Origin of the sequence: Variovorax sp. RO1 (assembly GCF_002849325.1) — a bacterium.
In the GTDB taxonomy this organism is placed as follows: Bacteria; Pseudomonadota; Gammaproteobacteria; order Burkholderiales; family Burkholderiaceae_C; genus Variovorax.
Map to the genome: position 1 here is coordinate 694928 of NZ_PKMT01000003.1, position 25886 is coordinate 720813.

A 25886-nucleotide genomic window follows, 5' to 3' on the forward strand; every position below is an offset into this window, starting at 1 on the left:
TTCAGGCAATAGGTGAATCGGGAGGCATCAGCGAGCGGCTGCGAAAACGCGGCCACACGGTCCCCAGCACGAAGACGCGCACCATGTACGGCACCAGCCCGCCCTCGTTGAGCGCGGGTGCCACCTGCGCGCGGTAGCGCGTGTGATGCAGGTGCGTGAGCTCGGACCAATGGGCATGCGGGTTCTCGTGGTGTGCGGTGTGCAGGCCGATGTTGAACAGCAAGGGGTTCACCAGCCCCTCGAAATTGCGGGCGTAGTTCAGCTGGCTACCGCGGGTATCGCCGGGTGCCTCCTTGCGCGGCGTCTTGCGGCCGTCGGCGTGCGCGTGCTGCAGGTAGTTGGTCGCCAACAGCCAGTGCAGGCCGTGCAGCTGCGGCACGATCACGAACAGCAATGCCTTGCGCCAGTCGATCGCCAGCAGCACGGTCCAGCTGACCAGCCACAGCGCGTACTGCGCCATGCAGTAGCGCCAGGCGCCGCGGTGATGCTGGTGAAGCCGCGCGAGCCAGCCGACGAACACAGGCACCAACACCCACACGGCCTGGAACGGATGCAGCAGGTAGCCGATCAGGTGGTTGGTGTCGCCGCCGAAACGGTAGGTGCGCGCCACGTCCTTCGGCCCATGGCGGTGGCGGTGGTGGTTGGCCACGTGCGCGGGCCAGAAGACAAAAGTCGGATGGCCCTGCAGCAGCGTGATCCAGAAGTCGGTCAGCCGGTTCATGCGACGACCGCGCCACATGCGCAGGTGCACGTGGTTGTGATGGATCACGCCGATGCCGAGCGTGAGGAACAGCATCAGCGCATACAGCAGCACCTGGAAGCCGTGCACCCATTGCCACGCCGCCAGCGCAGGCAATGCGACGAGGTACGCAAGGCTTTGCCAGTCGCGCCAGTGCCGCAGCCTCGGCAGCCGATGGCGCGCGTCAGGCAGTGGTGGCGCCATGCTTCTTTCGAAAAGCCTGGAACAGCGGCTCGGCCGCGTCGGCCGCGATGCGCGTGCGGAACAGCCGGTCCATGAAGGTGAACTGGAAACCGTAGTTGCCGTTGTGCACGGCATGGTGCAGGTGATGCCGACGGCTCGCGGCGAACCAGTGGCTGTACGACACGCCGGGCACGAAGTCGTAGTTCGAATGCCCGACGCAGTTGAAGAACAGGCTGAAGACCGGCACCGACGCCAGCGACCAGAAGCTGAAATCGTGCAGCACCATCGGCAGCAGGATCACGTTGCCGAGCATCAGCGCCTCGATCGGGTGAAAGCTGTAGGTGGCCCACGGCGTGGTCACGAACGAGCGGTGGTGCGGGCCGTGAAAGCGGCGCAGCCAGCGCGTGTGCAGCAGCCGGTGGTTGAGCCAGAAATGCACGTCGTTCCACACCGCGAGCACGAGGATTTCGATGCCGATGCGGCGCCAGCCCGCGTCGGGCTCGAGCCGCGCCCAGCCCAGTTGCAGCAGCCCCCACGGAAACACCATGCCCAGCCCGAAGATCAGCACCGAGATGCCCGATTGCGTCAATTCGCGCCGCAACTGCCCGGGCTGCAGCGGCCGCGGGTCGAGCGCGCGCCCGACGCCCATCGCCGGCAACACCCGCTTCGTGACCAGCCAGGTGAGCGCGCCGAAACCCAGGTAGATACCGCCGAAAAAAAGCAGGCCCCACAGCATGACCTGCGGAGCCGAAAGAGAAGTGAAGGTCTGCGCCATCCCCCGAGGCTACAACAGCATCTCGGGCACCAGCGGAGAGATCAGGGTGTTGTACAGGCGCTGGAAGAAACCCGACTCGGGTTCCGAGGTGAGGATCACCTCTTTCTCGCCGTCGTTCGTGAGCCATTCGAGCGTGCCGCCCTCCTTCGACAGCCGCAGCCGGTACGAGTTCTGCAGCTTGCTCACATGGATGATGCGCAGCATCTCGCGCGCCAACTGCGGGCTGTCGACCACCACGCCCATCTCGGTGTTCTGGCTGGCCGAGCGCGGGTCGAGGTTCATCGAGCCGACGAAGATGCGCGTCTTGTCGATGGCGGCAGTCTTGGCGTGCAGCCGGCCCAGCGAGGTGCCGAAGCTGCCGAAACGCATGCTCGCGGTGGTGCGCTGCGGGCTCAGCTCGTACAGGTCGGCGCCGCCTTTCAGCAGGCGCTCGCGGTAACGCGCGTAGCCGGTGTGCACCAGCGGCTCGTCGTTGGCAGCGAGTGAATTGGTCAGCAACGTGAGCTTGACCTTGCGCCGGGCCAGGTCCTCGAAGGCGGCCATGCCGCGCTCGCCGGGCACGAGGTAGGGCGAGGTCAGGTCGACCTCGGTCTTGGCGTCGAGCAGCAGCGCCCAGACCTTCATGGTCACGCTGGTGGCAATGGCGTCTTCGGCCGTCAAAGTCGTGGGCTTGGAGGGCGGGTCGGCAATGGCGCGCGCCTCGCCCCACAGCAGGCCCATGCGGCCGCCATCGAGCTCTTCGGCGATCGGACCGTAGCCGAGGATGTCGGAAGGCGGCAGCACGACCTTCGGCGGCGGACCGGCCATGCCGACCTCGTCGTCGAAGGTGGCGGCGCCGGCTTCCTTGCGCACGATCTCGGCAATGGGCCAGATCTGGTCGCTGTTCCAGTAGGCGTCGAAGATGCTCTCGAGCTGCGACACGACTTTGCCGACCACCAGCGCGTCCATGTCGATGAAGTTCTGCGCCTCGCTCAGCACGAAATACTCGTCGGCGATGTTGCGCCCGCCCACCACCGCCATCGCGCCGTCGGCAATGAAGAGCTTGTTGTGCATGCGGTGGTTGAGCCGGTGGATGTCGAAGATCGACACCACGAAGCGCGAGAGAAATCCGTTGCGCGCGCAGCAGAAAGGGTTGAAGAGGCGCACCGACACGTTCGGCGTTTCGGACAGCGCCAGCAAGAGCTGCTGGCTCTTCACGGTGTACAGGTCGTCCACCAGCACCCGCACCTTCACGCCGCGCGCCGCTGCCTCGCGCAGCGTGCGCAGCAGCAGGCGGCCGACGGCGTCGTTCTCGAGCTGGTAGTACTGCACCACCAGCGAGTGCTCGGCCCGCTGCGCCAGCTGGAGGCGCGCGTCGAGCGAGTACACGCCCAGCGGCATCAGCCGAAAGCCCGAATGCTCGCCGGGCGGCGTGGAGGCCGCGACGATCTTGGCGAGCGCCGTGCCCGGGTCGGCCGTGGCCGCGTGCTCGGCCGGGCGTTCGCGCGCCGGCGGCAAGGAGCCGCAAGCCGCAAGCAATGCCAACAGCACGCCGGCCAGCGCCGTGCGCAAGAAAGACCGGGCCCAGGCATTCATGATCGGATTCCTCTTGTCGTTGTGGTTGCCATTGCCCTGATGTACGCCGCCGCGCCGGTTGCGGTTTCAGCGAGGGCCCATTTCGCAAGGCGCCGTCCTAGAATTCGGTTCACTTCGCTTCGGAGTTACATCATGGCCCGATCGCTCCTTTTGCGCACCGCTTTGTGGGCCGCGGCCCTCGCCGCCGGGGTACCCAGTGCCCACGCCGCACTCGACATCGGCGACCCCGCGCCCAAGTTCACGGCCACCGCCGCGCTCGGCGGCAAGACCTTCCGCTACTCGCTGGCCGAGGCGCTGGCCAAGGGGCCGGTGGTGCTGTACTTCTTTCCGGCGGCCGACTCGAACGACTGCTCCATCGAGGCCCACGCCTTCGCCGAGGCGGTCGACCAGTTCACCGCGCTCGGGGCCACGGTGATCGGCGTCTCGGCCGACGACATCGACACGCTCTCCAAGTTCTCGGTCAAGTCCTGCCAGAGCCGCTTTCCGGTGGCGTCCGACCAGGGCAAGACCGTGATCCAGGGCTTCGACGCGCTGATGCAGACCCGGCCCGACTTCGCCAACCGCCTGTCGTACGTGATCGCGACCGACGGCAAGGTCGCCTACTACTACCAGAACCTCAACCCCGACAAGCACGTCGAGCGCATGCTGAACGCCGTGCGCGCGCTGCCCAAAGCCACTGCGGCGAAGTAAGGCGGGCCGGCCGGGGCACCACGCGCGGCGCGTGCTTCGCGCAAAATCTCGCCCCATGCAGCTCAACTACATCGCCAACGCGGACGTTCCTTCCGCCTCCGGCCGCACCCTCCCCGTCATCGACCCGTCGGACGGCCAGCCCTTCGACGAGATCCAGCGCAGCAACGCCGCCGACATCGACGCCGCCGTGCGCGCCGCGCGCGACTGCTTCGAGGGCGTGTGGCACAAGGTCAGCGCCGCCGACCGCGGCCGCCTGCTCTTCAAGCTTTCGCAGAAGATCGCCGAGCACGTCGACGAGCTCGCGCTCATCGAGCAGCGCGACTGCGGCAAGCCCGTCAAGCAGGCCCGCGCCGACGCGGTGGCGCTGGTACGCTACTTCGAGTTCTATGCCGGCGCCTGCGACAAGCTGCACGGCGAAACCATTCCCTACCAGGACGGCTACAGCGTCTTCACCTGGCGCGAGCCGCACGGCGTTACGGGCCACGTCATTCCGTGGAACTACCCCATGCAGATCTTCGGGCGCAGCGTGGGCGGCGCCCTGGCGGCCGGCAACGTGTGCGTGGTGAAGCCGGCCGAAGACGCGTGCCTGTCGCTGATCCGCGTGGCGCAGCTGGCGGCCGAGGTCGGCTTTCCGGCCGGCGCGCTCAACATCGTGACGGGCTACGGCCATGAAGTCGGCGACGCACTCGCACGCCACGAAGGCATCGACCACATCAGCTTCACCGGCAGCCCGAAGATCGGCACGCTGATCCAGCAGGTGGCGGCCGAACGGCACTGCCCGGTCACGCTCGAACTGGGCGGCAAGAGCCCACAGATCATCTTTGCCGATGCCGACCTCGACGCGGCCATTCCGGTGATCATCAACGCCATCGTGCAGAACGCCGGCCAGACCTGCTCGGCGGGTTCACGCGTGCTGATCCAGCGCGACATCTACGAGCCCCTGCTCGAGCGCCTGGGCCATGCCTTCGAAGCCCTGCGCGTCGGCCCCGCCGCGATGGACCTCGACGTCGGCCCGCTGATCCGCCAGACGCAGCAGCAGCGCGTGTGGGACTTCTTGAGCGACGCGCAACACGCCGGCATCCCGATGGTGGCGCAGGGCGTGGTGGTCGAGGAAGCGCCCGAGACGGGCTTCTACCAGGCCCCGACCCTGCTGCGCGACGTGCCCGTGGACCATCGCCTGGCGCAGGAAGAAGTGTTCGGCCCCGTGCTCGCCGCGATGCAGTTCGCCGACGAAGACGAAGCCGTCGCACTCGCCAACGCCACCCAGTTCGGCCTCGTGGCCGGTGTCTGGACCGCCGACGGCGCGCGCCAGTTCCGCATGGCCAAGCGCGTGAAGAGCGGCCAGGTGTTCATCAACAACTACGGTGCAGGCGGCGGCGTGGAGCTGCCCTTCGGCGGCGTGAAGTCGTCAGGTTACGGGCGCGAGAAGGGTTTCGAGGCGCTGTACGGCTTCACGACGCTCAAGACTATCGCCATCAAGCACGGCTGAGGCCGACGGCGCCGCGCCCGGGCGTCAGCCCAGCGCGGTGTCCAGCAACATCATGAGCACGAAGCCGATCATCAACCCGCTGGTCGCATAGGTTTCGTGCCCTTTGCGGTGTGATTCGGGAATGATCTCGTGGCTGATCACGAACAGCATCGCACCCGCCGCAAAGCCCAGCCCCCAGGGCAGCAGCATCGCCGAATGGCCCACCACCGCCGCGCCGAGCACGGCGCCGAGCGGCTCGACCAAGCCTGACGCCATGCCGATCAGCACCGCGAACAGGCGGCTGTAGCCAGCCGCCAGCAGCGCCACAGCCACCACCAGTCCTTCGGGCACGTCCTGGATCGCGATGCCGGTGGCGAGCGCATCGGCGCGCACGCCGTTGTTGGCCGCGTAGCCGACGCCGATGGCCAGGCCCTCAGGCACGTTGTGCAGCGCGATCGCGAACACGAAGAGCCAGGTGCGGCGCAGCTGTCGCCCCGTCTGCCCTTCGCGGCCCTTGATGAAATGCTCATGCGGCAGCACGCGGTCCATGGTCATGAGCACCAGCCCGCCGAGCAGGATGGCCGCCCCGATCACGCCGCCGGCCGCCCAGTCGCCGCCGCCGAAGACGCCCGTCGACTTGGCCGCGTCCAGCCCGGGAATGATCAGCGAGAAGGCACAGGCCGCGAGCATCACGCCGGCACCGAAGCCGAACAGCGTGTCCTGCAGCTTGTCGGGCAGCCTCTGCGAGAACAGCACCGGCAACGTGCCCAGCGCGGTCGCCAGTGCCGCCACCGAACCGCCGCGCAGCGCGTTCCACACCATCGGGTCGGCGCGCACGAAAGACCAGAACTGCGACGCCAGCGCCAGCACACCGGCCGCGACGATGGCAAAGCCGATCCATTCGCGCACCGTGCGCGGCGACCTTGGCGATGGCTGTGTGGCCATCGTGCCCTGCGGCGAGTCGTTCATGGGCGGGCTCCTCTTCGAGTCATCAGCCGCCGGTCGCGGCGGCATGGCGGCGGGCCACTTCGGCCCAGTTCACCACGTTGTAGAAGGCCGCGATGTACTCGGGGCGGCGGTTCTGGTACTTCAGGTAGTAGGCGTGCTCCCACACGTCCAGGCCCAGGATCGGGGTCTTGCCCGAGCCGATGCCGCGCATCAGCGGGCTGTCCTGGTTGCCGCTGCTTTCCACGGCCAGCGTGCCATCGGCACCGACGACCAGCCAGGCCCAGCCGCTGCCGAAGCGCGTGAGCGCGGCCTTGGTGAAGGTGTCCTTGAAGGCGTCGAAACCGCCCAGGTCGGTGTCGATGGCTTTCGCGAGCGCGCCCAAAGGCGCCCCGCCGCCGCCCTGGCCCACCGGGGCCATGACGGTCCAGAACAGGCTGTGGTTGGCGTGACCGCCGCCGTTGTTGCGCACGGGCGCGCGCAGCGCCTCGGGCAGTTCCTCGACGCCGGCAATGAGCGCTTCGACCGACGTGTCCGCAAGCGGCGTGTCTTTCAACGCCGCATTGAGGTTGTTCACGTAGGTTTGATGGTGCTTGCCGTGGTGGATTTCCATCGTCTGCGCGTCGATGTGGGGTTCGAGCGCGTCGAAGGCATAGGGCAAGGCTGGCAGGGTGTACGGCACGGTTCGGAAGCTCCTTGATTGAAGAGAGCCCTTTGCGTGGTGCTTGTGCTGCGTACTCAGGCGTTCAAATGATAGTAATTCTCATTGTCTGCGTCAAGATATCGGCGCCATAGATGCCGCCAATCGGCCAGCTCGCCCCGGGCGATCCACCGATACACTGCCCCGCGACCGGTTCGAACGGACGGCGTCAAGACCGTCCTGCCGGTTCCATCCTTCCACCACCGACGGAGACAACACGCATGACTTTCCTGAAGCGCCGCGCCCTGGTGCGCACGGCCCTGCTCGGCCTGAGCCTCGCCCTGCCGCTGCTCGCCACCGCCCAGTCGCTGCCCACCGCTCGGCCCGAGTCCGTGGGCCTTTCCAGCGAACGCCTGCAGAAGCTCACCGACGTGCTCAAGGCCGATGTGGCCGCCGGCAAGATTCCCGGTGCGGTGCTGCTGGTCGCGCGCCAGGGCAAGGTCGCGTGGTTCGAACCGGTCGGCAAGCTCGACGCAGCGGCCGGCACGCCGATGCCGCGCGACGGCATCTTCCGCATCTACTCGATGAGCAAGCCCGTCACCACGGTCGCCGCGATGATGCTGGTCGAAGACGGTCGCATGAAGCTGGACGACCCGGTCGCGATGTACCTGCCCGAGTACGCCCGCATGACGGTGGGCGTCGAGAAGCCCGGCGCCGACGGCAAGCCCGTGCTCGAGACCGTGCCCGCGCGCCGCCCGATCACCGTGCAGGACCTGATGCGCCACACCTCGGGCCTGACCTACGGCTTCTTCGGCCCGGGGCTGGTGAAGCAGGCCTACAACGCCGCCGACCTGGCGGCCGGCGACCCGACCAGCGCCGAGTTCTCGCAGCGCCTGGCCAAACTGCCGCTGGCCTACCAGCCCGGCACGACCTGGGACTACAGCTATTCGACCGACATCCTGGGCCGCGTGGTCGAGGTGGTGTCGGGCCAGTCGCTGTACCAGTTCGAAAAGGCGCGCCTGTTCGACCCGCTGGGCATGAAGGACACCACGTACTACGTGCCCGAACCGGCGCGCCAGCCGCGCATTGCCGAGCCGCTGCCGAGCGACCGCAGCTTCGGCGTGGGCGCCGACCTGAACGACCCGCGCATCGCACGCAAGCTCGAATCGGGCGGCGGCGGGCTGGTGTCGACCGCGTCCGACTACGCGCGCTTCCTGCAGATGCTGCTCAACGGCGGCACGCTCGATGGCACGCGCTACCTCGGCCCGCGCACGCTGGCGCTGATGACGACCGACCATTCGAACGCTGGCGCCGGCATCGCGCCCGGCCCGCTGTACCTGCCGGGCCCCGGCTACGGCTTCGGCCTGGGCTTCGCGGTGCGCCGCAACGACGGCGAGGCGCCCTACCCGTCCGGCGGCGGCGAATACAACTGGGGCGGCGCGGGCGGCACCTACATGTGGGTCGATCCGAAGAACGAAATGTTCGTCGTGCTGATGCTGCAGTCGCCCAAGTACCGCACCCACTATCGAAGCCTCGCGCGCAACATGGTCTATGCGGCCGTGCTGAAGTAGCCCGCATGGCGCGCGCCCGCGGGCCTTGGCGCAAAATCGGCATCGCCCCATGAAGAACAGCAGCAGCACCGTCATTCCGATCGCCCCCGCGGGCCACGCCGTCGTGGCCGCGCCCGATGTCGCCGTGCCCGCCACCGGCCTGCTGGCCGACCGGCTCGGCCGCCCGCTGACCGACCTGCGCATCAGCGTGACCGATCGCTGCAACTTCCGCTGCAGCTACTGCATGCCGAAGGACGTGTTCGACAAGGACTACCAGTACCTGCCGCACAGCGCCCTGCTGAGCTTCGAGGAAATCACGCGCCTGGCGCGCCTGTTCGCCTCGCACGGCGTGCGCAAGATCCGCCTCACCGGTGGCGAACCTCTGCTGCGCAAGCACATCGAAGGGCTCATCGGGCAGCTGGCCGAGCTGCGCACGCCCGACGGCGACCCGCTCGAGCTCACGCTGACCACCAACGGCTCGCTGCTGAAACGCAAGGCCGCCGCGCTGAAAGCCGCCGGCCTGCAGCGCGTGACGGTGAGCCTGGACAGCCTCGACGACGCCGTGTTCCGCCACATGAACGACGTCGACTTTCCTGTGGCCGACGTGCTGGCCGGCATCGACGCAGCCATTGCGGCGGGCCTGGGCCCGATCAAGGTCAACATGGTGGTCAAGCGCGGCACCAACGAGCAAGAAATCCTGCCGATGGCGCGTTACTTCCGCGAGCACCACGGCGGCAAGGTCGTGTTGCGCTTCATCGAGTACATGGACGTGGGCGCCACCAACGGCTGGCGCATGGACGAGGTGCTGCCCTCGGCCGAGGTCATCGCGCGTATCGCAGCGGAGTTTCCGCTGGTGCCGCTCGAAGCCACGACGCCTGGCGAAACCGCCCAACGCTGGGCCTACGCCGACGGCGGCGGCGAAATCGGCGTGATCAGCAGCGTGACCCAGGCCTTCTGCCACGACTGCAGCCGCGCGCGCCTGTCGACCGAGGGCAAGCTCTACCTGTGCCTGTTCGCGAACGCCGGCCACGACCTGCGTCCGCTCCTGCGCGGCCCGGCGAGCGACGACGACATCGCCTCCGCCATCGGCCACATCTGGCAGGGCCGCGCCGACCGTTATTCCGAGCTGCGCGCACTGCGCGGCCCCGACGACAGCGCGCCCGATGCGGCGGCGCCCCGGCGCGTCGAAATGAGCTACATCGGCGGATGAGGCCGCCAGCCATGGGTACCGCACCGGCCATCACCCCGGCCGACATCACGGGCCTCGTGCTCGCTGGCGGACGCGGCACCCGCATGGGCGGGGTCGACAAGGGCCTGCAACTGCTCCAGGGCGAGCCGCTCGCCGCGCACGCGGTGCAACGGCTGCGCCCGCAGGTCGGCGGCGTGCTCATCAACGCCAACCGGAACTTCGCCGCCTACGAAGCGCTGGGCGTGCCCGTGTTCGCCGACAGCGTGCCCGACCACCCCGGGCCGCTGGCCGGCATGCTGAGCGGGCTCGAACACTGCCCCACGCCCTGGCTGCTCACCGTGCCCTGCGACACGCCGCGCTTTCCGCCCGACCTGGCGGCGCGGCTGGCCGAGGCCCTCGCCGCCGACGGCCACCGCGCGCGCATCGCCATGGCCAGCGCCCCCGAAACCGGCCCCGACGGCCGCACGGTGCTGCGCCCGCAGCCGGTGTTCTGCCTCGTGCACATCGAACTGCGCGACAGCCTGCGGCGCTTTGTCGAAGACGGCGGCCGCAAGGTCGGCGCCTGGACCGCGCAGCACGGCGCCGCGACCGTTCCCTTCGACCGCCCCGGCGACGCCCCTGAAGCTTTCTTCAACGCGAACACGCTGGCCGAACTGCAGACGCTCGAACAGCCATGAGCCGCATCGCCGCCATTGCCGCCGACCTCGCGGACTACGACGCGGGCGACCTCGACGTCGACACCGTCACCGCTTTTCTCGCGCGCCTCGTCACGCCGCTGGCTGTGGCCGACACCGAAGACCTCGCGCTGCGCGACGCGCTCGGCCGCGTGCTGGCCGCAGACCTCGTCTCGCCTGTGAGCGTGCCGCCGCACGACAACTCCGCGATGGACGGCTACGCCTTCGACGGCGCGCTGCTGCCGGCCAACGCGCCCATCGACCATTCGCTCACGCTGCATGTGGCGGGCACGGCGCTGGCCGGCTCGGCCTGGCGCGGCGCGCTGGGGCCGCGCGACGCGGTGCGCATCATGACCGGCGCGATGATGCCGGCCGGCCTCGACACCGTGATCCCGCAGGAGTTCTGCAAGGTCGACGGCGACCAGGTCTGCTTTCCGGCCCGCGTGCTGGGCCGCGGCGACAACCGCCGCCTCGCGGGCGAAGACCTGATGCAGGGCCAGCCGGCGCTGCGGCGCGGCGAACGCCTGTTGCCGGCCGCACTCGGCATGGTCGCCAGCCTCGGCATGGGGCGCGTGACCGTGCGGCGCCGGCTGCGCGTGGCGTACTTCTCGACCGGCGACGAAATCCTCTGCCTGGGCGACACGCCGCGCGAAGGCGCCGTGTACGACAGCAACCGCTACACGCTGTTCGGCCTGCTCACGCGGTTGGGCTGCGAGGTGATCGACCTCGGCCTGGTTCACGACGACCCCGTCACGCTCGCGGCCACGCTGCAGCGCGCGGCGCGCGAAGCCGACGCCATCGTCACCAGCGGCGGCGTGAGCGTGGGCGCAGCCGACCACACGCGCGACGTGATGCAGCAGCTGGGCGACATGGCCTTCTGGCGGGTCGCGATGCGGCCCGGACGGCCGCTGGCGGTGGGTTTGATTCCGCGCGAGACGGCAGCCACGCCCGTCGTGCTGTTCGGCCTGCCGGGCAATCCGGTGGCGGCGATGGTCGCCTTTTTGGCCTTCGTGCGACCGGCGTTGCTGCGGCTCATGGGCTGCCACGACGCGGCTGCCGCCCCGCCGCCGCTGCTGCGCGCGCGCAGCGCGGGGCCCATCCGCAAGAAGCCGGGCCGCACCGAGTACCAGCGCGGCTTCGTCCGGCAGGTGCCGGGGTCGCTGCCCGAGGTGCAGGTGGCAGCGCACCAGGGCTCGGGCGTGTTGAGTTCGATGCTCGAGGCCAACGGGCTCGTGGTGCTGCACCACGACCTGGGCCATGTCGGCGCCGGCCAGGAGGTCGACGTGATGATCTTCGAAGGGCTGATCTAGCCGAGAAGAACGGCGGTCAGATCCGTCAGATCCGACCCAAGGCCTTGTCCACGCCCTTGTTGGCCAGCATGTCGGCCCGCTCGTTGCCCGGGTCGCCCGAGTGGCCCTTCACCCAGCGCCATTCGATCTGGTGACCGCCTTCGGCCACCAGCTTGTCGAGCTTCTGCCAGAGCTCGACGTTCTTCACGGGTTGCTTGCTGGCGGTCATCCAGCCCTTGGCCTTCCAGCCGCGAATCCATTCGGTGATGCCCTTGCGCACGTACTGGCTGTCGAGGTACAGCAGCACCTTGCAGGGCCGCTTGAGCGCGGCCAGGCCTTCGATGACGGCCGTGAGCTCCATGCGGTTGTTGGTGGTGTTGAGCTCACCGCCGAACAGCTCCTTCTCGGTGGGGCCCGACTTGAGCCACGCGCCCCAGCCGCCCGGTCCCGGGTTGCCCTTGCATGCGCCATCGGTGTAGATCACGACTTCGTTCAAACTGACTGTTCCTTGTTTCTGTGGCTGCCCGATGCGGGCGATGCCGCCCGCTTCTGTGTTCTGTTCAATTCGTTCAATTCTTGCCCGCTTTGCTGCGGTGCACCTTGCCCGCGATGGGCACGGGCGCCGTCGCCCGCGCAGCCGCCCGGCGCCAGTCGGCGCTCAGCAGGCGCATGCCGCGCACGCGCTTCACCGCCACCAGGAAGTAGGCCGCGCCGAAGATCGGCCACCAGCGCTCGCCGGCGGCGTCCATCCACCGCGAGCGCTCCAGCCAGGCGTCACTGCGCACCGCCGGCCGGTAGATGCCGAAGCGGCCCGACTCCACCTCGAAGCTCAAGAGGCGCAGCCAGTCGCGCATGCGCCAGTAGCCGATGAACTCGCCGGCCTCGGGCAGGAAGGTCTCGCCCAGGCCCAGCCGCCGGTAAAGGTGCCCGCGGCGCTGCCGCAGGCCCCACAGGCTGGTCGGGTTCAGGCCGCAGATCACCACGCGGCCCTCGGGCACCAGCACCCGCTCCACCTCGCGCAGCGTGGCGTGCGGATCGGGACTGAGTTCCAAAGCGTGCGGCAGCACCACGAGATCGAGGCTGTTGGCCGCGAACGGCAAGGCGGTGAAGTCAGTCACCAGCGTGGCTTTGCCGGCCCGCATCGGATCGGTCAGGGCCAGCCAGCGGTGCGGCATGCGGTTGGCGCGCAGCCCATCGACCTCGGCGGCACCGAGCTGCAAGGCGTGGTAACCGAAAACATCGGCCACCGCTTCATCGAACTGGGCCTGTTCCCAGGCCAGGAGGTAACGGCCCGGGGGGGTCGCGAACCAATCCTGCAAACCTATAATTTGACCGCTCATGACCCTTGTTCCGCTGCCCGCTTTTGCTGACAACTACCTCTGGATGCTGCACGACGGGCACCACGCCATCGTGGTGGACCCGGGCGATGCTCAACCGGTGTTCGATGCGTTGGCGCACCACAAGCTGCAGCTGGCCGCGATTCTAGTCACGCACCACCACGCCGATCACACGGGCGGCGTGGCCGCGCTGCATGCGGCCACGGGTGCGAAGGTGTGGGGCCCCGCGCGCGAGCGCATCCCCGAGCCCTACACGCCGCTGGTGCAGGGCGACGTTGCACAGGCCTTGGGCCTGCGCTTCGAGGTCATCGACGTGCCGGGCCACACGGCCGGGCACATTGCCTACTTCCTGCCGGCCTCGGCCGCGCAGGCTCCCGTGCTGTTCTGCGGCGACACCCTCTTCTCGGGCGGCTGCGGTCGCCTGTTCGAGGGCACGCCCGCGCAGATGCTCGCCTCGCTCGACGCGCTGGCCGCGCTGCCCGGCGACACGCGTGTGTGCTGCGCGCACGAATACACACTTGCTAACCTGAAGTTCGCCCGCGCCGTGGAACCCGGCAACGACGAACTCACTCACTACAACGCGCATTGCGAAAGCCTGCGCGCACAAGGGCAGCCCACGCTGCCGTCGCAACTGGCGATCGAACGCCGGATCAACCCCTTTCTTCGCAGCCGCGAAGCCACCGTCTTTCGAGCAGTGCGGGCCCATGCCGAGCTTTCCGCGGATGCCGCCGAAGCCGAGGTGTTCGCCGCACTGCGCCAATGGAAAAACGACTTCCGATGAAATTTATTGTTGCCACCTGCCTCGCAGGTTCACTGGTACTCGCGGGCTGCGCGAGCACGGACAACAGCGCTTCTTCTTCCTCGACCACCACCGCCAACGTCGGCGGCACGGGCGCCCGCCCGTCCGGCAGCGCCACGCCGGTCTATCCGCGCGACCCCAACCTCAGCCCGCTGACCAGCGGCCAGGCCCGTTCGCAAAGCGTGGTCACGCTGGCCCCGCCCGCCGACATGTGGGACCGCATCCGCCGCGGTTTCAAGATGCCCAACCTCGAGAGCGACCTGGTGCGCGACCGCGAGCAGTGGTACGCCAGCCGGCCCGACTACATCCAGCGCATGACCGAGCGCTCGAACAAGTACATCTTCCACATCGTTGAAGAGCTCGAGCGCCGCAACATGCCGACCGAGCTGGCGCTGCTGCCGTACATCGAGAGCGCCTTCAATCCGCAGGCCGTGTCGAGCGCGCGCGCCGCCGGCATGTGGCAGTTCATGCCAGCCACCGGCACCGACTTCGACCTGAAGCAGAACATCTTCCGCGACGACCGCCGCGACGTGGTGGCCTCCACCCGCGCCGCGCTCGACTACCTGCAGAAGCTCTACGGCATGTTCGGCGACTGGCAGCTCGCGCTCGCCGCCTACAACTGGGGCGAAGGCAGCGTGGGACGCGCCATCGCCAAGAACCAGCGCCTGGGCCTGCCCACCACCTACAGCGACCTGTCGATGCCGGCCGAAACGCGGCTCTACGTGCCCAAGCTGCAGGCCGTGAAGAACATCGTGGCGAATCCGCAGGCCTTCAACGCCGAGCTGCCGCTGATCGCCAACCACCCCTACTTCCAGACCGTGCCGCTCACGCGCGACCTCGACGTGGAACTGGCGGCCAAGCTGGCCGACGTGCGCATCGAAGACTTTCGCGCGCTCAACCCCGCCGCCCACAAGCCCGTGCTGATCGCGGCCGGCACCTCCGACATCCTGCTGCCCTGGGACAACGCGGCGGTCTTCAAGCGCAACTTCGACGCCTACACGCAAGGCCAGTACGCCAGCTGGACCGCCTGGGTCGTGCCCAGCACCATGACGGTGGCCGACGCCGCCCAGCGCTCGGGCATGAGCGAATCGGACCTGCGCGCGCTCAACAACGTGCCGCCGCGCATGCTCATCAAGGCCGGCTCCACGCTCATCGTGCCGCGCGGCGCGCGCGTCAAGGAAGACGTGGCAGCCGTGGTGGCCGATGGCGGCCACCTGAGCTTCCAGCCCGAGATCATCACGCGCCGCACCACCGTCAAGGCGGGCCGCTCGGACAACGTGGCGAGCATCGCGCGCCGCTACAACCTCAAGCCTGCCGCCGTGGCCGACTGGAACGACGTCAACACGAACCACGCCTTCAAGCGCGGCTACAGCGTGGTCGTGTACCTGCCGGTGCGCGCCTCGGCATCGGCGCGTGTCGGCACGGGCGCAGCGCATGGACGCGCCGCCGTCGCCACCTCCAAGCGCGGCGGCACGCCCAGCAAGACCGTCGCACGCAGCAGCAGCGCCAAGCAGGTGGTGGCGCGCCAGCCGCGCGGCGGCACGCCGTCCAAGCGCAAGCGCTGATCGTTGCCCTGCCGGCGGGCGGTGCCGGGCCTCGACGATAAAAGCGATATCAGGAGGACAGGCCATGGCAGTCGAAGGAAGCGCGGGCGATCTCATCAAGGTCGTCACGCTGTTGGGAGCGGCCGTCGTGGCCGTGCCGTTGTTCAAGCGGCTCGGGCTGGGCTCGGTGCTCGGCTACCTGGCCGCGGGCCTGGCCATCGGGCCCTTCGGCCTCGGTCTCTTCACCGACCCGCAGACCATCCTGCACACGGCCGAACTCGGCGTCGTGATGTTCCTCTTCGTGATCGGGCTCGAGATGCGCCCTTCGCACCTGTGGAGCATGCGACGCGACATCTTCGGCCTGGGCAGCCTGCAGGTGGTGGTGTGCGGCATCCTGCTGACCGGCGTGGGCATGGCCTTCGGCTTCCCGCTCGCCGTTTCGTTCGTGTGCGCGATGGGCTTCGTGCTCACCTCGACCGCCATCGTGATGCAACTGCTCGGCGAGCGCGGCGACATCGCCGCGCCGCGCGGCCAGAAGATCGTGGCCGTGCTGCTCTTCGAAGACCTGCTGATCGTGCCGCTGCTGGCCATCGTCGCCTTCATCGCGCCGGTCGATGCGGCGCAGCAAGCCGTGGCGCCCTCGCGCTGGGTCGGCGTCGGCATCGCCGTGGGTGCGCTCGCGGCGCTGGTGGCGGCCGGCATCTGGCTGCTCAACCCGCTGTTCCGCGTGCTCGCCAATTCCAAGGCGCGCGAAGTCATGACGGCCGCCGCGCTGCTCGTGGTGCTGGGTGCGGCGCTGCTGATGCAGCTCGGCGGCCTGTCGATGGCCATGGGCGCCTTCCTGGCCGGCGTGCTGCTGTCGGAATCGACCTTCCGGCATCAACTCGAAGCCGACATCGAGCCCTTCCGCGGGCTGCTGCTCGGGCTGTTCTTCATCGGCGTGGGCATGTCGCTCGACCTCGCGGTGGTGGCGCAGAACTGGCAGCTCATCGTCGCGGGCGTGGTCTCGATGATGGTGGTCAAGGCGCTGTGCATCTACGGCGTGGCGCGGCTTGCCAAGAGTTCGCCCGCCGACGCGATCGACCGCGCCGTGCTCATGGCGCAAGGTGGCGAGTTCGCCTTCGTGCTGTTCTCGTCGGCGCTCGCCGCCAAGGTGATCAGCCCGACGGTCAACGCCAACATGACGGCGGTGGTGGTGCTGTCGATGGCGCTCACGCCGCTCGTGGTGCTGGTGCATCGCCGCTTCGCGCCCACCGTGCAGGCATCGATGGAAGGCGTGGAGAAAGCCGAGGCGCTGGCCGGCAACGTGCTCGTCATCGGCTTCGGCCGCTTCGGGCAGATCGCGATTCAGGGCGCGCTGGCGCGCGGTGCGTCCATCTCGATCATCGACAACGACACGCAGGTGATCCGCGACGCCGCCGACTTCGGCTTCAAGGTGTACTACGGCGACGGCGCGCGCGCCGACGTGCTGCACGCGGCCGGCGCGCACAACGCGCGCGCGATCATGGTGTGCATCGACAACCGCGCCGTGGCCACGCGCATCGCGGAACTTGTGAAGGCCGAGTTCCCGCATGCGCACCTGATGGTGCGCGCCTTCGACCGCGAGCATGCGGTCGCGCTCGTGAAGCTCGACGTCGATTACCAGATCCGCGAGACCTTCGAATCGGCGATGGTCTTCGGCCGGCAAGGTGTGGTCGCATTGGGTGCCACGCCCGAGGAAGCCGATGAGGTGATCGACGACCTGCGCCGGCGCGACAAGGAGCGGCTGGTGCTCGAGATGTCGGGCGGCCTCTTCGCGGGGCGTGCGCTGGTGCAGGTCAACACCGAGACGCGCCAGACGCACTGAAGGCACCGAGCGCGTCGAACGCGTTCAACGCGCGACTCAGAGCTTTTCGGTCTCGCCGCTGCGCGGCTGCCACTTCATGAGCCGCTTCTCGATCAGCCCCACGAGCCCGTCGAGCGCCAGCGCAAAGGCCGTGAGCACCACGATGCCCGCAAAGACCGTGTTCACGTCGAAGGTGCCCTCGGCCTGCAGGATCAGGTAGCCCACGCCGCGCGCCGAGCCCAGGTACTCCCCCACCACCGCGCCGACGAAGGCCAGGCCCACCGAGGTGTGCAGGCTGGAGAACACCCAGCTCGTGGCGCTCGGCAGGTACACCGTGCGCAGCAGCTGCCGCTGGTTGGCGCCCAGCATCTTCGCGTTGGCCAGCACCACCGGACTCACTTCGCGCACGCCCTGGTAGACGTTGAAGAACACGATGAAGAACACCAGCGTGACCGCCAGCGCCACCTTGCTCCAGATACCCAGGCCGAACCACAGCGCGAAGATCGGCGCGAGGATCACGCGCGGCATCGAGTTGGCGGCCTTGATGTACGGGTCGAGGATCAGGCTCGCCGTGGGCGCCAGCGCGAGCCACAGGCCGCAGCCCAGCCCGAGCGCCGTGCCGATGCCGAAGGCCAGCACCGTTTCGAGCAGCGTGGTGCCCAGGTGGCGGTAGATGTCGGCGTTGCCCTTCAGGCCTTCGGGAAACAGCAGGTTCGGCGGCACCTCGAAGGGCAGGAACCAGCTCCAGATGCGCCCCGCCACCACGATCGGCTGGCCGAGGAAGAACGCGATCTGGTCGTTGCGCGAAGCCACGTGCCAGGCCACCAGGATCACGGCCAGCAGCATCAGCTGCCAGAAGCGCGCATGGCGCGCGTCGAGGCGCGGCATCATGCGGCCTTCCTCAGTTGCTGCGCGTAGCCCTTGAGCACTTCGTCGCGCAGCACTTCCCAGATCTGCCGATGCAGCTCGACGAAGCGCGGCTGCGTGCGCACCTCGGCCACGTCGCGCGGACGCGGCAGGTCGATCACGAACTCGCCGATCGGTCGCGTCGCCGGGCCCGCCGACAGCACGACCACGCGGTCGCTCATCGCAATCGCCTCGTCGAGGTCGTGCGTGATGAAGAGCACGGCCTTCCTCTTGGCGCTCCACAGTTCGAGCACTTCGTTTTCCATCAGCTGCCGCGTCTGCACGTCGAGTGCGCTGAAGGGCTCGTCCATCAAGATGATGTCGGGGTCGAGCACCAGCGTCTGCGCCAGCGCCACGCGCTTGCGCATGCCGCCCGAGAGCTGGTGCGGATAGCGGTCGCCGAAGCCCGTGAGGCCCACGCGCGAGAGCCAGGCCTCGGCCTGCGCATGCGCCTCGGCATCGGACACACCGCGGTACTGCAGCCCCACCTTCACGTTGTCGATGGCGCTGCGCCACGGCATCAGCGCCTCGGTCTGGAACATGTAGCCCGCGCGCTTGTTGACGCCCGTGAGCGCCTGGCCGAAGACCTTCACCCCGCCCGACGACGGCTCGAGCAACCCCGCGCCCACATTCAGCAGTGTCGACTTGCCGCAGCCCGTGGGTCCGACCACCGAGACGAACTCGCCGGCGCCGATGCGCAGCGTGGTGTCGTCCACCGCCGTGTAGCGCTGGCCCGGGTCGTCCTTCGAATGGAAGGTGCAGCGGATGGAAAGGAGTTCGAGTGCGTAGTCGGACATGGCGTCAGGAAGAAAAAACCCGGCCGAGGCCGGGTCGCGGAGACGTTCGCAGTCAGGCTTTGAACCTGTCTTTCGCACGCTTTGCAAAATCGTTGGTGTAGGTCTTGGCGAGGTCGATCTTGTCGGCCTTCACCGCGGTGTCGAAGCTCGCGATGGCGTTGAGCGCCGTCCTCGGCCCCTCGGCCGGCACGAGGCCGTCGGTGGCGATGGACTCGCGCACCTTGTCGAACGACGCGAGGTACAGCGCGCGGTCGCCGAGCAGATACGTCTCGGGCACCGTCTTGATGATGTCGCCCGGCCCCGCCGTCTGCAGCCACTTGAGGCCGCGCACGATCGCGTTGGCCAGCGCCTGGCAGGTGTTGGGGTGCTTCTGGATGAAGTCGGTCGGCGCATAGAGGCAGGCCGCGGGCATCGGCCCACCGAACACCTGCTCGGTGCCCTTGAGCGTGCGCGTGTCGCTGATGATCTTCACGTCGCCCTTCTGCTCGAGCATCGTCATCACCGGGTCGGTGTTGCTGATGGCGTCGATCTGGCCCGAGCGCAGCGCGGTGAGCGCACCGGCCGCCACGCCCACGCCGATGAAGCTCACGTCGCTGGCCTTGAGGCCGCCGCGCGAGAGCACGAGGTTGGCCACCATGTTGGTCGAGGAGCCCGGTGCCGAGACACCGATCTTCTTGCCCCGGAGATCCTGGATGCCGGTGTAGCCCGCCATGTTCTTCGTCGACACGCCTACCGCGATCTGCGGTGCGCGTCCCTGCAGCACGAAGGCCTGGAAGAACTGGTTCTTGGCCTGCAGGTTGATCGTGTGTTCGTACGCACCCGAGCAGACATCGGCCGAGCCGCCCACCACCGCCTGCAATGCACGCGCACCGCCGGCGAAGTCGGAGATCTCGACCTCGAGGCCTTCGGCCTTGAAGTAGCCGAGCTGTTCGGAGATGGTGAGCGGGAGGTAATAAAACGCCGCCTTGCCGCCCACTGCGATGGAGACCTTGGTCTTCTCCAGCTTGGCCTGCTGCGCAAAGACCCGCGGCAATGCAATCGCTGCGGCAGCGACGGCGGAGGCGGAAATGAGGGTTCTGCGATGAAGCATGGCGCGGTCCTGCGGGCTCTGTGATTCTTTGTAAGGTGAATCGAGCTTAGGCGTGCGCGCCGCCGGCCTGCATCGGGGTCATCCCGTGCGGGTTTTCACGTAAGCACGAAGGCCTCCTGGAGAAGCCTTCGCCCCCGCGTTATCGGGCCAGAAAAAGTATCGCGATATTGACCAGAAACGCGAGTGCCCAGACCGCGCTGCGCGCACTCGCAGCGCCACGGATGTACAGGCCGAGGTAGACCACACGCAGCACCACATAGGCCACCGCAAGCATGTCGAGCCGCGCCTGCGCCACGCCGAGCTGGTGCGCAATGAGCACCGCACCGATGAAGAACGGCAGGCCTTCGAAGCTGTTGGCCTGCGCGCTGTTGGCACGCGCACGCCAGCCGCTTTGCTTGGCCGCCCAGTCGCGCGGCTGCAGGTTGTCGCGCGGACCGAAGTTGCCCGCCTTCGCGATCCATGCCGCGAGGTACGGCAGGCCGCAGGCGATGAACACGCACCAGTAGGCGACGGTGAGCAAGGAGAGGGTCATGGTGACGACAACAAGAGGGAAGAACGAACGCGGCCTTGAACAGGCCGCGCGTCAGCGGCGATCGACCAGTGCGTGCGCGATGGTGCCGAGGTCGACGTACTCGAGCTCGCTGCCGGCCGGCACGCCGCGCGCGAGACGCGTCACGGTGAGCCCGTGCTGCTTGAGCGCTTCGCCGATCACGTGCGCGGTGGCCTCGCCTTCGGCAGTGAAGTTGGTCGCGAGGATGACCTCGCTCACCGTGCCGTCGCGTGCGCGGTCGAACAGCTTCTGCAGGCCGATGTCCTTCGGCCCGATGCCGTCGAGCGGACTGAGCTTGCCCATGAGCACGAAGTAGTAGCCGCGAAAGGCGTTTGTGCGTTCGAGTGCGGCCTGGTCGGCCGGTGTCTCGACCACGCACAGCTTGGTACCGTCACGCCGCGAGTCCATGCAGACATGGCAGATCGGCGCTTCGGTGAAGGTGTTGCACAGCTCGCAATGCCGCACCTGGCCTGCTGCCTGCTGCAACGCGCGCGCGAGCAACTGCGCGCCCTCGCGGTCGTGCTGCAGCAAGTGGAACGCCATGCGCGAGGCCGACTTGACGCCGACACCGGGCAGCCGGCGCAGCGCATCGACCAGCGCATCAAGCGAACTGGCGTCTGCCATGCCTCGCTTAGAACGGGAGCTTCATGCCAGGGGGCAGACCGGGCATGCCGGCGGTGAGCTTGCCCATCTTCTGCTCGCTGGTTTCCTCGGCCTTGCGCACGGCGGCGTTGAAGGCGGCAGCCACGAGGTCTTCGAGCATGTCCTTGTCGTCGGCCAGCAGGCTGGGGTCGATGGTGATGCGCTTGACGTCGTGCTTGCAGGTCATGACGACCTTGACGAGACCGGCGCCCGACTCGCCTTCGACCTCGATGTGCGCCAGTTCTTCCTGGGCCTTCTTGAGGTTGTCCTGCATTGCCTGCGCCTGCTTCATGAGGCCGGCCAGTTGTCCTTTGTTGAACATCGTTGGTCCTGTCTGTGATGGGTTGGTGATGGAAAGAATACGGTCGAAAAATGCGGCGACTGCGGCGCCGGTTTCAGAGGGGCTTCAGCGATCCGGGCACGATCTTCGCATCGAAGTCGCGCATCAGCATCTGCACCTCGGGGTCGCTGCGAATGGCTTCCTCGGCCACCCGCTGGCGCTCGTCGGCCGCCTGCTTGTTGCGGCGCGCCGGGCTGTCGACCACGCCGCCGATCTCGATGGCCAGCCTCACATTGTGGCCGAGGCCCTGCAGCGCCGCCGTGAGCTTCTCGCGGCTGGAGGGCTGGTTGAGGGTTTCGCGCTCGATGCGCAGCATCCACTGGTCGGTGTCGCGCGCCACCAGCTGCGACTGCAGCGCCAGCTCGCGCGCCAGTGCTGCCACGCTTTCGGCGGCGACGAGCTGCATGACCGTGGTGTGCCAGAAGTCGCCCTCTTCGCTCGGCGGGATCGGGGTGTAGGTGCTGCGCTGTTCTTCTTCGCGCGGCACGTCGCGCTGGCCGGGCGGCGGTTGCACGCGGATCGGCACGCCGACCACATGAGCTGCGGGCGCGTCGGACGCCTCCTGCGGGGCAGGCCGGGGCATGGGCTGGCGCTGCGGGGCATCGACCACCGTCAGCCGCTGGCCAGCCGGCATCGACTGCGCGGGCGGTTGCTGCGAAAAGGCGGGCGTGGAAGGCGCGGCAGCGGGTGCCGAATCGGGCACCGAAGGCCGGGAAACCGGGGCGGCTTCGCGCGCGGGAGCCCGCGGCGCGGCGCCGCCGGCGTCATTCAGAGTTTTTTTTTCCGTGGAGGCCGTCGAGGCGGCCGCATTGGAGGGCTTGAAGGCCAGCAGCCGCAACAGCACCATGGTCAGCGCCGCGTACTCGTCGGGCGCCAGGCCCAGCTCGCCGCGCCCGTGCAGGCACAGGCTGTAGAGCAGCTGGGTCTCGTCGGCCGGCATCAGCGACGCCAGGCGGGCCGTGTCGGCCGCGTCGGGGTCGGTGGCCGCGTCGGCCGATTCGGCGCGCGAGGGCACGGCCTGCAGCACGGCCATGGCTTGCAGCACCGACGTCATTTCTTCGAGCGTCGACGCGGCGGACATGCCGTCACGGCGCAGCGCCTCGGAGGTGTCGACCACGGTCTTGCCGTCGCCTTGTGCGAGCGCCTCGATCAGGCGGAACACATGGCCGCGATCGACGCTGCCGAGCATCTGGCGCACGCCGGTCTCGAGCAGTTCGCCGTTGCCGAACGCGATGGCCTGGTCGGTGAGCGAGAGCGCGTCGCGCATCGAACCGCGTGCGGCGCGCGCCAGCAGGCGCAGCGCCTGCGGCTCGGCCGGCACCTGCTCGGTCTGCAGCACGCCTGTCAGGTGTTCGAGGATCGTCTCGGGCGCCATCGGCCGCAGGTTGAACTGCAGGCAGCGCGACAGCACCGTGACCGGCACCTTCTGCGGATCGGTCGTGGCCAGCACGAACTTGAGGTACTCGGGCGGCTCCTCGAGCGTCTTGAGCATCGCGTTGAACGCGGTGTTCGTGAGCATGTGCACTTCGTCGATCATGAAGACCTTGAAGCGCCCCTGCACCGGCTTGTAGACCGCTTGTTCGAGCAGCGACTGCACTTCGTCCACGCCGCGGTTGGAGGCCGCGTCGAGCTCGGTGTAGTCGACGAAGCGGCCCGAATCGATGTCGCGACAGGCCTGGCACACACCGCAGGGCGTGGCCGTGATGCCGCCCTGCCCGTCCGGGCCCTGGCAGTTGAGCGACTTGGCCAGGATGCGCGACACCGTGGTCTTGCCCACGCCTCGCGTCCCGGTGAACAGATAGGCGTGGTGCAGGCGCTGCGTCGTCAGCGCATTTTCCAGCGCCTGGACCACATGCCCCTGACCGACCATCTCACCGAAGGTTTTCGGACGGAACTTGCGAGCGAGCACGAGATAAGACATTGCGGGCATTCTAAAAGGCGCGGCGGGGGTCACTTCACGCTTGTTTCCCGTCCCCTTCGAAATGATTCACGCCCCGGCAAAGGGGACAAATTCACGCGGTTAGAATGCAGGTTGACGGGCCTCCCTGCATGGTGAAGTGGCCAACCGGGTCAGGTGGGGAACCAAGCAGCCCTAACTGCGTAGTCAGTGCCAGGGGTAAGGCTCGTCAACCTAACATCCAGAAGCCGTGAGTTTTCAATAACTTACGCGCTGACAAGGGGTTACGAGCCCCGGTCTGTAGAACCTTCCTGTAGAACCTCGCACAGCCATGACCTTGGAGAAAGACATGGCAAGCACCCTCACGGGGCTGAATTTGCGGGGCACTCGGTGGTACATCAACATCGTGATTCCACCCGACCTCAGGCAGGTCTACGGAAAGCGCGCGATGAACCTCGCATTGGAAACAAGCGACCGTCGCGAAGCCACCGCGCGGGGCACCATGAAGCGTGCCGAATGGCTGGCTGAATTCGCCGCAAAGCGCCGCGAACTGAAGCCCGAGCCGCTTGCAGTCATCACGCCGGAACTAGCCCAAGAGTTGGCCCTGAGGGTGCGCGCTCGGGTGCTCCGGCAGGATGAGTCTTTGCGCGATGACCCCGCAACACTTGCGCCGTTCACCGACGCCATAAAGGCCATCGAGCATCGTGGACGTACCTCGCTGTCAATCGGCGGTCCCACGCCCTACCGCCCTCCCGTTCGCGATGTCGGGCTCGGTGCGGGGCTTCACGATGACGACGCCGAAACCCTGGCGGGCTTGAATGCCCTGCTCAATGCTCGCGCTGGCGCTGATCTGGCAAAACGTAGACGTGCCGCTGTACTGCCGCTGGTACGCTTCGAGGCGCTCAAGCTGGGACTTTCATTTGATCCCCATGCGGAGGGAGCTCAAGAGGCTCTCGGCGCATGCTTGATGGCCTACCGCAAGGCTCGACAGGAAGCCGCGCTTCGGGACGTTGGTGAGGCCATTGAAACCCCTGCAGTTCCGCACACCTCACAGCCCTTCACAACCTTCGCCAAGGCCAAAGCCCGAACCCTGCGTGATGTCTACGACAAGTGGAAAGTGTCAGGCGACAAAGCCCGCTCTACGGACTCCCTCGCAGTCTATGACCGTGCCCTCAAGCAGTTCGAGGGGCAGCACAAGGGCCTCGCTCTTGCCGACATCACGCGAGAGATTGGCGACACGTACCGGACATGGCTGCGCGAGAACTGCAACACCACAAAGACGGCGCGTGACCGACTGACGAACATCAAGTCCCTCTTGAAGTTCGCTCATGAAACCCTTGAGTGGATACCCAAACAGCCGTGGCGCGGCTTGGACATCAAGACCACGACGACCAACAAGCGGAGGCCGTGGACGAATGCCGAACTGACCACTCTGTTCTCGGCGCCGCTGCACACTGTCTACGCCCTGCCCGATGCCCGGTATGCAGGTCGAGAGGCCGCCTACTGGATTCCCCTCTTGGGCCTCTTCACAGGAACCCGCCTGGGAGAACTCTGCCAGCTTCGCACGGTCGATGTTCAGAAGGTCGAGGGCATCGATGTCCTTGTGCTAACCAACGAGGGGGAAGGCCAGAGCATCAAGAGCGACGCAGGACATCGGAGCGTGCCCATTCACAGCGAACTGGTGCGACTCGGATTCCTGAAGTACGTGAAGACCATCAAGGAGGCCGGCAGCGATTCCCTGTGGCCGTCCCTGCCGTTGCGCGAAGGGAAGCCGAGCGACTTCTTCGGGCGGTGGTTCGGGGCTCACTGCAAGGCAATGGGGCTCGCGCCTACGTTCCACTACCTGCGCCACACGGTGCGCCCGCTGATGCGCAAAGCGGGGGTCAACGAGGGCACCATGGACAAGGTGACGGGACACAAGACCGTGGGCAGTATCGGCACGGTGGTCTATGACCATCGCACGCTGAGCGAGGTTCAGGAGGCCGTCGAGGCGATCCGGTACCCCGCCCTCACGTTGCCCGTTGTGGGGCTGTTGGATTCCGCCGATCTCTGACCCTAGATTTCCATTGAATACTGACCCACCCGTTTTGTGAGCCTGAAGGCTTCACAGTGTGGATAAGTGCTTGGTGTTCTCCTTTTTAGGTTGGGTGTGTGGATCTGTCGCAGATTGCGCCGCTGTTTGCGCGATTTGGTTGCCTCGATCGCGAGCCAGGTCGCGAGCTTCTCGGCATAGGGATCGAGCTTGCTTGAGCTCGTCCGCTTGGCGTAGCGCGGCTCTTCATCGCCGGCTCGCAGGTACTTCTTTACGGTGTTGCGAGACAGGCCTGTACGCCTGGCTATCTCGCGAATGGACATCTGCTCGCGCAGGGCCCAGCGTCTGATGACACTCAATGTCGCCACGTCTATCACTCCTAGGATCCCCTGCTTTAAAAATGAGCAGGG

24 protein-coding genes, 1 other RNA gene and 1 pseudogene are annotated in these 25886 nt (G+C 67.6%); 11 read left to right on the top strand and 15 right to left on the bottom strand.

What is annotated here, in order from left to right; all coding sequences use genetic code 11:
• Position 1: 1 nt before the first annotated feature.
• The 3 genes from CY658_RS20235 to CY658_RS20245 are packed head-to-tail and all read right to left on the bottom strand — an operon-like array spanning position 2 to position 3272.
• Positions 2 to 943, bottom strand: a complete 942-nt coding sequence (locus CY658_RS20235) for a fatty acid desaturase family protein (RefSeq protein ID WP_101491870.1) — start codon at positions 941 to 943, stop codon at positions 2 to 4.
• Positions 924 to 1697 (bottom strand): sterol desaturase family protein, encoded by a 774-nt coding sequence (locus CY658_RS20240; protein ID WP_101491871.1) that lies wholly within the window; start codon positions 1695 to 1697, stop codon positions 924 to 926. Before CY658_RS20240 ends, CY658_RS20235 begins: the two co-directional genes overlap by 20 nt.
• Before the next feature lie 9 nt (positions 1698 to 1706).
• On the bottom strand, positions 1707 to 3272 hold the full coding sequence (locus tag CY658_RS20245) for a phospholipase D family protein (protein WP_101491872.1): 1566 nt from the start codon (positions 3270 to 3272) through the stop codon (positions 1707 to 1709).
• Positions 3273 to 3404: 132 nt separating this feature from the next.
• Here CY658_RS20245 and CY658_RS20250 point away from each other — a divergent pair, with 132 nt between their 5' ends.
• Positions 3405 to 3962 (top strand): peroxiredoxin, encoded by a 558-nt coding sequence (locus CY658_RS20250; protein WP_101491873.1) that lies wholly within the window; start codon positions 3405 to 3407, stop codon positions 3960 to 3962.
• A gap of 55 nt (positions 3963 to 4017) precedes the next feature.
• Positions 4018 to 5451 (top strand): aldehyde dehydrogenase family protein, encoded by a 1434-nt coding sequence (locus tag CY658_RS20255; RefSeq protein ID WP_101491874.1) that lies wholly within the window; start codon positions 4018 to 4020, stop codon positions 5449 to 5451.
• Between the two features lie 24 nt (positions 5452 to 5475).
• Here the strand turns inward: CY658_RS20255 and CY658_RS20260 are convergent, their stop codons facing one another.
• Both CY658_RS20260 and CY658_RS20265 read right to left on the bottom strand, forming a co-directional pair.
• Complete coding sequence (locus tag CY658_RS20260) at positions 5476 to 6375, bottom strand: ZIP family metal transporter (RefSeq protein WP_257884943.1); 900 nt, start codon at positions 6373 to 6375, stop codon at positions 5476 to 5478.
• A 46-nt stretch (positions 6376 to 6421) separates the two neighbouring features.
• The gene (locus CY658_RS20265) at positions 6422 to 7057 is read right to left on the bottom strand and encodes a superoxide dismutase (protein ID WP_101491876.1); all 636 of its coding nucleotides are present in this window, start codon (positions 7055 to 7057) and stop codon (positions 6422 to 6424) included.
• A gap of 239 nt (positions 7058 to 7296) precedes the next feature.
• Between CY658_RS20265 and CY658_RS20270 the strand changes: the two genes are divergently transcribed.
• The 4 genes from CY658_RS20270 to moeA are packed head-to-tail and all read left to right on the top strand — an operon-like array spanning position 7297 to position 11738.
• Positions 7297 to 8586 (top strand): serine hydrolase domain-containing protein, encoded by a 1290-nt coding sequence (locus CY658_RS20270; RefSeq protein WP_101491877.1) that lies wholly within the window; start codon positions 7297 to 7299, stop codon positions 8584 to 8586.
• 49 nt (positions 8587 to 8635) lie between these two features.
• Positions 8636 to 9775 carry a GTP 3',8-cyclase MoaA gene (gene moaA, locus CY658_RS20275; RefSeq protein ID WP_101491878.1) on the top strand — a complete coding sequence of 380 codons (1140 nt, stop codon included), beginning with the start codon at positions 8636 to 8638 and terminating at the stop codon, positions 9773 to 9775.
• 11 nt (positions 9776 to 9786) lie between these two features.
• Entirely contained in the window at positions 9787 to 10431 is a 645-nt protein-coding gene (mobA, locus tag CY658_RS20280; protein WP_101491879.1) for a molybdenum cofactor guanylyltransferase MobA, read from the top strand.
• Positions 10428 to 11738 carry a molybdopterin molybdotransferase MoeA gene (moeA, locus tag CY658_RS20285; RefSeq protein WP_101491880.1) on the top strand — a complete coding sequence of 437 codons (1311 nt, stop codon included), beginning with the start codon at positions 10428 to 10430 and terminating at the stop codon, positions 11736 to 11738. Before mobA ends, moeA begins: the two co-directional genes overlap by 4 nt.
• Positions 11739 to 11763: 25 nt before the next feature.
• Here the strand turns inward: moeA and rnhA are convergent, their stop codons facing one another.
• A complete protein-coding gene (gene rnhA, locus CY658_RS20290) occupies positions 11764 to 12213 on the bottom strand; it encodes a ribonuclease HI (RefSeq protein WP_101491881.1) in 450 nt (149 codons plus the stop codon).
• A gap of 73 nt (positions 12214 to 12286) precedes the next feature.
• A complete protein-coding gene (locus tag CY658_RS20295; protein ID WP_225616680.1) occupies positions 12287 to 13057 on the bottom strand; it encodes a class I SAM-dependent methyltransferase in 771 nt (256 codons plus the stop codon).
• Between CY658_RS20295 and gloB the strand changes: the two genes are divergently transcribed.
• The 3 genes from gloB to CY658_RS20310 all read left to right on the top strand — a co-directional run bounded on the left by gloB (position 13056) and on the right by CY658_RS20310 (position 17243).
• Positions 13056 to 13835: a hydroxyacylglutathione hydrolase gene (gloB, locus tag CY658_RS20300; RefSeq protein ID WP_101491882.1), complete on the top strand. Its 780-nt coding sequence runs from the start codon at positions 13056 to 13058 to the stop codon at positions 13833 to 13835. The genes CY658_RS20295 and gloB overlap by 2 nt on opposite strands.
• A complete protein-coding gene (locus tag CY658_RS20305) occupies positions 13832 to 15418 on the top strand; it encodes a transglycosylase SLT domain-containing protein (protein ID WP_101491883.1) in 1587 nt (528 codons plus the stop codon). Before gloB ends, CY658_RS20305 begins: the two co-directional genes overlap by 4 nt.
• Positions 15419 to 15482: 64 nt before the next feature.
• Positions 15483 to 17243 (top strand): monovalent cation:proton antiporter-2 (CPA2) family protein, encoded by a 1761-nt coding sequence (locus tag CY658_RS20310; RefSeq protein ID WP_101491884.1) that lies wholly within the window; start codon positions 15483 to 15485, stop codon positions 17241 to 17243.
• A gap of 36 nt (positions 17244 to 17279) precedes the next feature.
• Here the strand turns inward: CY658_RS20310 and CY658_RS20315 are convergent, their stop codons facing one another.
• The 7 genes from CY658_RS20315 to dnaX form a co-directional block, all read right to left on the bottom strand.
• Positions 17280 to 18113 carry an ABC transporter permease gene (locus tag CY658_RS20315; RefSeq protein WP_056580161.1) on the bottom strand — a complete coding sequence of 278 codons (834 nt, stop codon included), beginning with the start codon at positions 18111 to 18113 and terminating at the stop codon, positions 17280 to 17282.
• Positions 18110 to 18925, bottom strand: coding sequence for an ABC transporter ATP-binding protein (locus tag CY658_RS20320; RefSeq protein ID WP_101491885.1), 816 nt, complete (start codon positions 18923 to 18925; stop codon positions 18110 to 18112). Before CY658_RS20320 ends, CY658_RS20315 begins: the two co-directional genes overlap by 4 nt.
• Positions 18926 to 18977: 52 nt before the next feature.
• Positions 18978 to 20015 carry an ABC transporter substrate-binding protein gene (locus CY658_RS20325; protein ID WP_101491886.1) on the bottom strand — a complete coding sequence of 346 codons (1038 nt, stop codon included), beginning with the start codon at positions 20013 to 20015 and terminating at the stop codon, positions 18978 to 18980.
• Between the two features lie 139 nt (positions 20016 to 20154).
• Complete coding sequence (locus CY658_RS20330; RefSeq protein ID WP_101491887.1) at positions 20155 to 20547, bottom strand: MAPEG family protein; 393 nt, start codon at positions 20545 to 20547, stop codon at positions 20155 to 20157.
• Between the two features lie 51 nt (positions 20548 to 20598).
• Positions 20599 to 21189: a recombination mediator RecR gene (gene recR, locus CY658_RS20335; RefSeq protein WP_101491888.1), complete on the bottom strand. Its 591-nt coding sequence runs from the start codon at positions 21187 to 21189 to the stop codon at positions 20599 to 20601.
• 7 nt (positions 21190 to 21196) lie between these two features.
• Positions 21197 to 21529, bottom strand: coding sequence for a YbaB/EbfC family nucleoid-associated protein (locus CY658_RS20340; RefSeq protein WP_007836669.1), 333 nt, complete (start codon positions 21527 to 21529; stop codon positions 21197 to 21199).
• A gap of 73 nt (positions 21530 to 21602) precedes the next feature.
• Positions 21603 to 23468, bottom strand: coding sequence for a DNA polymerase III subunit gamma/tau (gene dnaX / locus CY658_RS20345; protein ID WP_101491889.1), 1866 nt, complete (start codon positions 23466 to 23468; stop codon positions 21603 to 21605).
• Between the two features lie 113 nt (positions 23469 to 23581).
• Here dnaX and ffs point away from each other — a divergent pair.
• An RNA gene (ffs, locus tag CY658_RS20350) (signal recognition particle sRNA small type) lies at positions 23582 to 23678 on the top strand.
• 115 nt (positions 23679 to 23793) lie between these two features.
• Positions 23794 to 25497 carry a site-specific integrase gene (locus CY658_RS20355; protein WP_180838997.1) on the top strand — a complete coding sequence of 568 codons (1704 nt, stop codon included), beginning with the start codon at positions 23794 to 23796 and terminating at the stop codon, positions 25495 to 25497.
• Positions 25498 to 25594: 97 nt separating this feature from the next.
• Here CY658_RS20355 and CY658_RS20360 read toward each other — a convergent pair.
• Positions 25595 to 25853, bottom strand: a pseudogene (locus CY658_RS20360) (helix-turn-helix domain-containing protein); the annotation flags it as partial.
• Positions 25854 to 25886 lie beyond the last annotated feature (33 nt).